This window comes from Citrobacter sp. Res13-Sevr-PEB04-36, assembly GCF_015672735.1.
Classification (GTDB): Bacteria; Pseudomonadota; Gammaproteobacteria; order Enterobacterales; family Enterobacteriaceae; genus Citrobacter.
In genome coordinates, this window is the sequence record NZ_JADABY010000010.1 from 1 (window position 1) to 10,445 (window position 10,445).

Sequence of the window (10,445 nt, forward strand, 5' to 3'; positions counted from 1 at the left end):
AATATAGATAACTTGGTTGGTGAATACTCGTTTTGTCCTGAGATTATTTCGTTCAGAGACTGCTCATCAGCGATCAGTAGCGAGAGCATCTCCAAGTTAATGGAGTCCCATGTCTGAAATTCAGGGCCATTGATAAGCCTAGTTTTTAGAGCTCTATGTCGATATGCCTCCGCATAATCAAGCGCCTGGAAAGCATAAGTTTCAGCCTCAGATAACAGTCGAATACATGATCTAACAGGCATGCCAATTATAAGCCTATCAAGCACCCAATCTCGAGTAACCCCCTGTCGCAACTTGGAAGAGTCGCCACCTCGAGCCAAACTAGACCAAAGCCAATTATCCTTGAGATGTGTTGGGGCGCTAAAACTAAGCCATTCACATACAGGTGTTAACAAAGCATTTATTCGCTCTTGGTGCTCTTCCTGATTTCGAACAAATACTACTAGGCTTTCGTGGAAAGGTCTTACGCCACAAATTCCCTCCGAGAGCATATGTGCAACCGCATCTACACTCGGTGCATATTCATGATTGTCTTTTACAACGACACCGATCGCCTGTCTCGGCCACGCAAACTGAAAGCCACTGCATAGGTGAAGGACATCTTTTTGTCTATAATTGAGGTTACGCCAAAGTTCAGAATAGTAAGTAGTAATATTGCCATCGGAGCACGGAGGAAGCTTTTCAATTTGCCAAGAAGAAAGTGCTAATCCATGATGAGACAGATACTCAGATGAGTAAATTACATGCAAAGGGTAGCCATTTGTAATTTCTAATAAAGCGCCAGCACTGTTCTGAATCTCTTCATCAACTTGATTTTCATGACAATTTAAGTACAACCGACCAGATTCAATATGAAGTTTTAAAAATTCGTATATTGAATTTCCAGACATTTCAGGCAACCAATGCCATTCATTCTTAGGAGAGTGAGTAAGCAGTGTGCAAGGAAGCAATTCATTATCAACTGGTTGCGTTCCGACAAGCACCACTAAGTTGTCTGTTGCAGGAAGTAATTGCCTAAAAGTTTCATCCAATGGTTTTTTATTTTTAGCATTATCTCGCCAAACATGATCCAGCCCATCAATCAACACAACAAATGGTTTCCCCTTACCTTTGTAGTAATTTGCGCAGGTTATGAGTGCATCACGTAAATTTTCCGGTTGAGATGTGTTGGCATTTGACTCTTTATGAAAGCTATTGATTTGATGCAACAGGGACTCCGCAACAACTCTTGGGCTTAATCTGTCTTCAGTTGCGTCTCCAAGAGATAAAAAATAGTGGTGACGTATTAACGGGACTCCATGCTCTTCCAGCTTTTGACACAAGTACGATAGATATGTACTTTTTCCTACACCAGGTTTACCTGTTAGAGTAATGACTTCCCCATTTGAGCGGTTAATTTGAGCAAGTAGATGTTTGTGAAAGTCTGAATCGGGGAGGCAGTAGTCTTCGGGCACAGAAAAAATTTCAGGTATAGGCTCTGGTCTTTTGGGTGATAAGACCTCTCTAACATGATGAAGATAAATCCAACCTTGCTCTGGTGGATTGTCCTTAAACATTGCCCATTCACGTGCTCTTGCTACAAGCCGTTCGACGCCTGTATCGTCGGAAAATTTCAGAAGCTCAGCCCGAAGACTACGTTTTATCGCAAGATAGTCACCATCACTATGCTGGACAGTCAATTTCGAAAAAAGAAAAATGGCAGCTTCTTTATTTCCTAGTTGGCGAGTAATCTCAAGCTGTGAGTTATCATCAATTTGACTAAAGTCTATTTTCGAACCGAGCAGGCAGGATTCCATAGATCTGTCCGGCCGTTTGTTGGTCAAAAGAATAACATCCCCGAGTTTTTCAGCAGACACAGCACTAATAGCATCATAGAGCTTTTTAAGAATGGAACGAGACCTTGCTGTTTTACCTGAGATCTTCAACAACCATTCCCACGTGAGGCGGTTTTCATCCTTCTCCGGGGAGGGGGTGAATTTTACTTGCCAATAATCTCTAACACCATCTGGTCGTTCACAGACAATATCGTCTATACCTTCAGGCGTTTCATTACTATCCATGTCGGCTTCAAATGCCACCCTATCATACTGAGTCGGACTATGAAGCCATTCAGCAAGTAGCTTTACTCCCTGCAGAGTCTGATAATCATAACCTGTATAGATAATCGCAGAATTTTTAACTTTCATAAGACTCGAAAACACTCCTTGAATTGAATCGTCACGGATAATCTAGAAACTCCTGAGTCGTTGTCTCGCTGTACCTTGCCCGCACTTTAGCGGAAATTAATAGGTTTCTTACTGCTAATTAACTGCTCGGAATAGTAGATCACTCAGGGGGAACTCAGCCCGGTTCATGCGATCTGATCAATCGCTGAATATCCCAAATCACCAGCCGGACTGAGCAATGCCGATCATAGCACCAATACCCAGAACCGAACGACGTCTGATGCAGAAAACTATCCATAAAACAAAGGACAAAAACCACGCCCGGCGACTCACCGCCATGCTGATGCTGCATCGTGGTGACACCGTCTGTCATGTTGCCAGAACGCTCTGCTGCGCCCGCTCATCCATTGGTCGCTAGATTAACTGGTTCACGCAGTCTGGCGCAGAAGGTCTGAAATCATTACCGTCAGGACGTGGGAGACGCTGGCCGTTCGAACATATTTGCGCATTGCTGCGTGAGCTTGTTAAGCATTCTCCCGGTGATTTCGGTTATCAGCGTTCCCGCTGGAGTACCGAACTGCTGGCGATAAAAATCCGTGATGTCACCGGTTGTCCGCTACATGCTTCAACCATCCGTCGATGGTTGCCTACTGCCGGACTGGTATGGCGGAGAGCCGCGCCGACACTGCGTATCCGTGACCCACACAAAGAAGAAAAAATGGTTGCTATTCATGAAGCACTGGCGAAATGCTGTGCGAAAAACCCCGTGTTTTACGAAGATGAAGTGGATATTCACCTCAATCCCAAAATTGGTGCAGACTGGCAGCTACGTGGGCAGCAAAAGCGCGTTGTCACGCCGGGTCAGAATGAAAAGTACTATCTTGCCGGTGCGCTGCACAGCGGTACGGGAAAAGTCAGCTACGTTGGTGGGAACAGTAAAGGTTCGTCCTTATTTATCAGTCTGTTAAAACACCTGAAAGCGACATACCGGCGGGCAAAAACGATTAGGTCAATCATGTCGAACGGTTATGGCAGGCGCTTCATGAGACAGTAACCCGAAATCACCAATGCCGTTCAATGTGGCAACTGTTGAAAAAGGTTCGTCACTTTATGGATACTGTCAGCCCATTCCCCGGTGGGAAACATGGGCTGGCTAAAGTGTAGCGGTATTAGGATCAGTTATTTAGCTGTCAACAATTTCGATTGGCTCCACTGTCGGACAATCATTATGTCAGTAGAAAGAGAACAATGATAAAAAAACAATATTGCCACTATTGACGCGAAAGAGCTTTTTAAAAAGATTCATCATACTTTCGGTCGGGCGCTGATATTTTCCCCCATATCCAATTAAAAGTTCTTTTCTCAAGCAATGCATGAATAAATATGGACTCCCAATTATTTTGACTTTGATGCCGCTTATCAAATGACCGTAGGTGGGAAAATAGAATATTCCTCAGTTCTTGCGGACTATTGATTCGTTCTGCAAGAGTATATACTACCGAACTTGGTGCGCGCTTCATTTCATAAAACCGCTCTCTGATAGTAGTAATCAATAAATCAGAGTCAACAATCTTTTCATAATGAAAAGCTAAGCCTTTAGCATTCGATATTTTCTTTGGAGGATTGAATTCAAGATGTATTTCAATTGCACCATCATGATTTCTTATTTTAGCCGTGATAATCCGTTTGGAAAGTTTTTTTTCATATCTAGGATGTAATAATATTTCGTCAATATTACCCCCTATAGTAAATTTTCCTTTTTTTTGATTGCATTTGCAAATCGGAATTAAATTAGCACTTAATATAGAATATTCCGGAAAAAATTCTTGGGGAAGAAAATGATCTATTTGGGTACTTAAATTAGCCCCACACATTGAACAACATTTTCCTGTATTTTTATTTCGCAATTCTTTTATGAAAGATAATTGTTCTCCTTTGCTCTTGTATAACTTTTTTATGCTTTCTCTTGCGTCATTTAGTCCAAGCATACCATTAATACTTAGCGCAGCGCCTTTGCATGAATAATATTCTTTATATCTCTCGATGAAAATGTTCAGATTATTTTCAATCAGCTTTGAACCGGAATAATTTGCATTCGCAATTTTTGTGATTTTATCTATATCATTTTCAAGAGGTTGATTGAAATACTTCATTTCATCATGCCTCTTATAAGTGAAAGCATTTCAATTGAAAAAGAATCTCTATATAAGCCCTCAATTTCTTCAAAAGATCTGTGTTCTCTAATTACCTTTTTGGCTATTTCATTAACAAGCTTAGAGCGACTATTTTCTCCAAATATAAATGATGATAATGAACCTAAGTTTGCACCTAATGTAGTCATTCCTGTTGTTTTTTGGACAACATTGTTTTTTTCATCCCTCTCTAGAATAATCACTTGGTCTTGAGGGACCTCTCGTACAATATAAACAGAGTGTGTTGATATTATTGAATATGAACCTGTGGCTGTCAATATTTTATGTAAAGCAGATATTATTAGCGATATGAAGTTAGGATGTAAATGAGTTTCAGGCTCATCTATCAGTAAGAGACTCCCATTCTCGATGTGCATCGTCATATTGGTGATTATTTTTAGAAAGCTAATCTCACCACTACTTAATTTAAACTCATTACCTTGAATAAGTCGAATTGGTTCAAGATCTTCTTGAACAGTACCCCAACCCAGGAGGCTATTATTTTCTTTTTGATCGTTTAAGAATTTAAGAGAATAATACTCCTTGGGTGAACTTCCTTTTAGATAAATTTCACCGTGATTAGTTAGCCCATTCAAAGATTCAGAGAAAATTTCCCATCGTGACCTGCCAGCAATAGTTTCTTCGCTTCGGACAATGTCTAAAATGGTTTCAGTTGTGGTTTTTTTACTTCGCGTTTGATATGATCTTGTTGTTGGAAATGTTCTATAGTACGTTGCCGGATTTTTCCAATGTTCGGATGGGAATGAGCGCAACTCATGTCTAGGTGCGAATAATAAAATCCGGTTTACTTCTATTCTATCTCCATAAGATTTAGAGCCACTCAGAGCCATTTTTGCAATATTACTTAACGTCCTACTTTTCCCGTTACCATTACTGCCAATAATAGTTATTATGTTTCGAGGGTGTTTTTTTTTATAAGAAAAATTAAAGCCAAGATTTATCCTGTTTAACTCTCCGTCATCAATATCAACCGAGAATTCTAATTCATTATTTTTTATTTCTTGTGATTCTATTTCACCACTTATAAAATTTGAGTTTTTGAAGGCGTAATAACTCTCCGAGGTCCTTATTAAGGACGTTTGAAATATTTTGCTTTTAATAAATAGCCTAAATTTATTTAGATACTTTTTCTTATTCCGTATAGTGCTCAGGTCATTAATTTTAGTCAGAATAATGTCTGACTTTTCTTTTCCAACACATCGATGCAAATATCTGTAAGTCTCTAGGGACTGGCATTGCGAAAAATAAAGCACGTCATCATTTGGATATATTAGAGTGTCATTATTATTTGTTTTGTTAAAATACTCTACTAGAGTAAGTTCTTGATTGCTTCCTTTTACGTCGAGAATTGCTAGTTTTGTACGGAACTCAACCTTATCATCTTCAAATTGTGCACGTATTAAAACCGAGGTGATTTTCCCAAAGTCATTAAAATTATCGTCACTTGGCGATATTAATATGTAATTGGTTTTCTTTGGGTTAACTGAAGTATAATCAAAGTAATTAATTGATTTACAGAATATTAACTCTACTGCATCCATTATTTATACCTTTATGTTTTATTGGCCAGGCAGAAGATTGAAAATCTCATTTAACAAGGTAATTGTTAGCCTCTTATATTAACCCCTATTTTGAGATGAAAAGTTTCATCACAATGTCTAAGTTCTTTATAGATAAATTGAATTGGCGCTCGCTTCACACAACTCGGTCTACTTAGATCTCATTCAAATAGATAGAACTATCTTGCTGGACTAAAACGCCTCAGACAAGGCGAACCAACCTTGACAACGCTACCGCCCTCAGATGAATTAGTTCTGATTAGCTTTTGTGGTGCATCTAAATGTTACAGAAAATCATAAATTACTCAAGTATACAATCAGATGCCCCCTAAATACTCATGTGCTTGGTTACGCGATTAAGGTGGAAAATGGTGAAGCCGAGTAAGCTGCTAGGAAATGCTCATAAGACGCGCATTCCCTGTTAGTTCATAAATGCTTTTGGAGATTAATTCATTTTTTTCTAAAAAAAAACAATTAAAACAATTTGATATGAGTCATCACCTCATGAACTGGATTTTTACTAAACATAAGTTAAATATGGTGGGTTTGTTCTTAGGTTCATGAGTTCCTCTCTTTCAGGAACTTACCGATGAATCAGTCAGTTGCCAAAGTTTAGTTGTGGACTTACGATGACTTCATAACGCAAAAATTACGGGGCATCCGCTAAGTTCATGGCATATTCCATCTTACATTTATCGAGGAACAACCAGAGAACTCATCTCATAGTTGATGATGTGACTACCCTACCGGTCATGTTCGCCACAATTTATGGAATGAATGAACTGAGCAAGAAACATCTGGGGACTCAAGAAAACATTCTGTGTTCGCTGCGCTTCTTTTACGTCTATTACTTTAAGAAGCACAAACGAACATTTGACTACGATTTCTATCGGTCTGTCTACAATATCTCCTGTTTTATCAGGGAGCTTGATGGCTTCTTTACTTACCTGCTCGGGAAGCAGCACCTGAGTGACGAGACCGACATAATCTCTACCGGGTTTTTACATTCTGCACTCTCCAGAACCAACAAGTCCACCTATGGTAACCACGTCAGAAACGTTGGCCGATTCCTTAAGTATCTCAACTATAGATATATGAATCTGGCATACCAGGATATGTCACCTGTTGAAGCTCACCAGATTAACCAGGCGAACCACAGAGATCTCGCTGACAGAATTAAGGTCTTCAACAGAGTTGATGTATCCAGGAACGAACCCGCACACCGATACAAAAGTATCACCAGTCAGCAAAGTGTCGAACTAACGAACATGTTAATCCCCTCCACTCCTGAATTTTCAGATATCGAGACCGGCGAATTATTCACGGCTGTGGTTAATCCCCAAAACCCATTCGATTCAGGATTTCAACAATACCGTAACTACCTTATCCACCGGTTAATGTTTAACTATGGCTTACGTGTTGGTGAAGTTCAATTGTTGTTGAAGGATTGCGTGGGGCCAACCCTTCCAGACTCACGAGGTAACATTCGTTTCATCCTGATTGTACAAAATCTACCAGATGATGTAGTTGATCCAAGGAAACAACAACCTTCACTCAAGACTGAGCATTCACAGCGACAAATCGAACTGACCGAAGATGACTTCATTATTTTTACCATTTATATGGAGCAATATCGGTCCCCATTATTTGAAGAGAAAAAAATTGATGACCATGAATTTGTTTTTATTAAAGGCTCAGGTAGGTTAACTCCATTAACTTACGATGCAATTCGAACATTTTATAAGGAAAAAATTGATCCGGCATTCATTGCCCTATTCCCTCATTATCGTACGAAAAGTAATAAAATTATTAATAATATGGTTAACATAACACCACACGTTGGGCGGCATACTTGGGCTAATATTACTCTTGAGTTTATTTACAATAGTCTCCTGAGTGAATCACTTATACTGGCGCAAGACTATGGTATTCGAGCAAGGATGAATGGAGTACTTGAACCAGCTATTGAACAACTTCGTGCTTTAGGCGGCTGGTCACTGACCAGTAAAGTTCCATTAAGATATGCCAAGCGGTTTATTGAAGTGGTGAGTAACCAGAGCAACTATAAGCGTACGAAACATTCAGATATGCATTTAGCTTCCCCAGAAACAAACATTTCGCAAAGAAAAACCTACAACTTGCTAGAAGATAATATTTATGACGAAGACTTCTCATTCAAAGATCTATTCAACTGAGAGCGGTATCACCGGGGGTGGTTTATTTAAAACCCCTCCCCTTCACTTTACAAAAGAACAGCTTGAATGGATTGAAAATATTCAGATCCCTAAACGATTGTTTTTAATAAGTGCAACAGAATTTGATGACCGATATTTATATCTACATGATGATTGGCGATACAGATTCTCAGGTAATAATGTGGCTATATTATTCTCTAATGGTAAATGCTTTTGTGATTTATCACCAGTTTCACTCAAGCTCTTGAAATACTTAACAATCGCGTACATTAATGAGAACTCGGCAAGTGTTGCTGATAAATTTGCTCAGTTTGTTGCAACAACTTTCAAACAAATTGAGGTTATCACTCGCGAAAGCCTTATTGAAAAAATGCAAATGCTGGTTGCGAAGACTGAGCGAAATCACTCAGACTGCAGTCAGTTCTATTACACCCTCTATGCGTTACGAAAACTTGATCGTAGTGGATTCTTCGAAAGTAAGGATGACAGTAATGAGCTGGAAGATCTATTGCTGGAAGTGCCACGCCCTAGGAACAATAACTGGGCTCGCTACCAAAACCTAGACCTCGTTATACCAGAAGAAGTATGCCTAATGATAGAAAATGGCATTCAACGTTGGGCATCTAAGCTATGTCCAAAAATTGATGTTGAAGAAAATAAAAACATTCATCTGGAAACTGTAAAGAAAACCATTAAAATTGATACATTACGGGACTGCATTATTATTGGCATAGTTTATTACATTGGGGCCAGACCTGTACAGATCGGTAAACTTTCCGGAGGCGATTTTATCGTTGATACCGAGAATAAGTACGGGATGCGTTATTCAGTACTTGTGCCATATGCCAAAAAGTCAAAACTAACTATCGATCGAGTTCGAGTCGCAATTCCGGAAGAACTTGGAAAGTTAATCTTACTGTATAAGTACCTAGTTGGAATTGGTGATACCGACCCAATGTTTTCCATCACAGTATCTTCAATGAAGATGGTGGAAGCGTCATTAAAGAAAATGCTTTTCAGATTTTCACCACAGGAGATTCAGGAGGCAGTAAAAAACTATGATTATCAACTACCTGTATATACCGCAAGCCTCTTTCGTCACAACGTTGGTCACTCAATGGCAATGAGTGGTGCCAGTGCTCCTGAGATAGCTTATATATTGGGTCAATCCTCTTATGTTGTTGCAGATCGATACATTGCAGCCACCCCTGAGCTGGCTGATATTCGTGAGGCAGCTTTGGGTCGCAACCCTGTGTTTAAGAACATGATGGCACTCATGTTGACTGGGAATTTGGTTCACAGCAGCGAATGGGAAGGCCGCAGTGTTGCAGGGTCAATTGGTGGGCAACTTCACTACCATCTCGGTGGATGTAATTATGAAGAAGACATGTGCCCCTTTGCACAGGGTCGTGGATGTTACGGTTGCCTGTATTTCAAACCATTTATAGATGGAGACCACAAAAAAGTATTTCTTTCGCTGAATGATGAAATCAAAAATGTCCGTGATGTTGCCGATGATGCTGGATTTTTAAATCATCCACTTCTCAAGGAATTAGTACGGCGGAAACAGCATGTAAATCAGGTTATGGCTCGCATTGAAATAGCAAACTTACGGAGGGCTATCTAAACGATGACTACGCAAATAACAATACTTAATAAACAGGCGGATAATCTTCTTATTTATATAGAGAAATATAAAGCAAAATTTGAAGAGCGTCTTGTTGCCTACAATGCTGTTGGACAACTGGAGTGGAATGCCGGCTCCTGGCATTTTGGTGAGAAAGGTGTTGCATGGCTTAAAGAAACAAAAGATCGCGGCTTTAAGTGGGACGAAGTTTCTAGTCGTGTTAAGGGGCTCTCACAAATGAATATTTCTTTGGAATTTCAGGATTTTATGCGAGCTTATCACATGCATCTGGTGTGTATCACTGGCGGATTACCATCAGGTTCTACACTAGACAAACCATTACAGGTGATGAAGCGCTGGTATTGGGAAATGGTAAATAAAACAAGTCAAACGCACCCAATGTATCTGACTTCCGATATTATTCATGCAGCGATGGAGCGGCATCATGAGAATTCTGACAGTCCTGATAATGTCAGCGACTATTGCGATATTGCAGTAAAGGCCATTGATTTACTACGTCAATATGATCTTTTCTTAGTTAATATTGAAGTAAAAAATAAGTTTCCTTATCGAAATGGTTCTAACAGCACTAAAGAAAGGAAGAAAGCGCAAGAAGCCACCCCTGATCAAACTGATGATGAAAGACTCATATCAATCCGTGCATTTATGTGTGTTATTGAGTTGAT

At 39.7% G+C, this 10,445-nt stretch carries 5 protein-coding genes and 2 pseudogenes; 4 read left to right on the forward strand and 3 right to left on the reverse strand.

Going from position 1 to position 10,445, the window contains the following annotated elements:
- Positions 1–2,186: ATP-binding protein (locus tag IMQ48_RS03070; protein WP_196207866.1), on the reverse strand; the 2,186-nt coding region annotated here is incomplete at its 3' end.
- Between the two features lie 217 nt (positions 2,187–2,403).
- Between IMQ48_RS03070 and IMQ48_RS03075 the strand changes: the two are divergent.
- Positions 2,404–3,329, forward strand: a pseudogene (locus IMQ48_RS03075) (IS630 family transposase).
- A gap of 128 nt (positions 3,330–3,457) precedes the next feature.
- Here IMQ48_RS03075 and IMQ48_RS03080 read toward each other — a convergent pair.
- Complete coding sequence (locus tag IMQ48_RS03080) at positions 3,458–4,318, reverse strand: hypothetical protein (RefSeq protein ID WP_101806209.1); 861 nt, start codon at positions 4,316–4,318, stop codon at positions 3,458–3,460.
- Positions 4,315–5,919 (reverse strand): AAA family ATPase, encoded by a 1,605-nt coding sequence (locus tag IMQ48_RS03085; RefSeq protein ID WP_112959230.1) that lies wholly within the window; start codon positions 5,917–5,919, stop codon positions 4,315–4,317. Before IMQ48_RS03085 ends, IMQ48_RS03080 begins: the two co-directional genes overlap by 4 nt.
- 1,133 nt (positions 5,920–7,052) lie before the next feature.
- Between IMQ48_RS03085 and IMQ48_RS03090 the strand changes: the two genes are divergently transcribed.
- From IMQ48_RS03090 to IMQ48_RS03100, 3 genes and pseudogenes are all read left to right on the forward strand, one after another.
- Positions 7,053–8,132 carry a site-specific integrase gene (locus IMQ48_RS03090; RefSeq protein WP_223411741.1) on the forward strand — a complete coding sequence of 360 codons (1,080 nt, stop codon included), beginning with the start codon at positions 7,053–7,055 and terminating at the stop codon, positions 8,130–8,132.
- Positions 8,095–9,759 (forward strand): site-specific integrase, encoded by a 1,665-nt coding sequence (locus tag IMQ48_RS03095; RefSeq protein WP_196207867.1) that lies wholly within the window; start codon positions 8,095–8,097, stop codon positions 9,757–9,759. The genes IMQ48_RS03090 and IMQ48_RS03095 overlap by 38 nt, the downstream gene beginning before the upstream one ends.
- 3 nt (positions 9,760–9,762) lie before the next feature.
- A pseudogene (locus tag IMQ48_RS03100) lies at positions 9,763–10,445 on the forward strand (hypothetical protein); the annotation flags it as partial.

What these genes read in the sequence shown, in the direction of transcription:
- IMQ48_RS03080 (WP_101806209.1), bottom strand. Translation starts at nt 4,318, where the DNA reads ATGAAGTATTTCAATCAACCTCTTGAAAATGATATAGATAAAATCACA.
- IMQ48_RS03085 (WP_112959230.1), bottom strand. Translation starts at nt 5,919, where the DNA reads ATGGATGCAGTAGAGTTAATATTCTGTAAATCAATTAATTACTTTGAT.
- IMQ48_RS03090 (WP_223411741.1), top strand. Translation starts at nt 7,053, where the DNA reads ATGTCACCTGTTGAAGCTCACCAGATTAACCAGGCGAACCACAGAGAT.
- IMQ48_RS03095 (WP_196207867.1), top strand. Translation starts at nt 8,095, where the DNA reads ATGACGAAGACTTCTCATTCAAAGATCTATTCAACTGAGAGCGGTATC.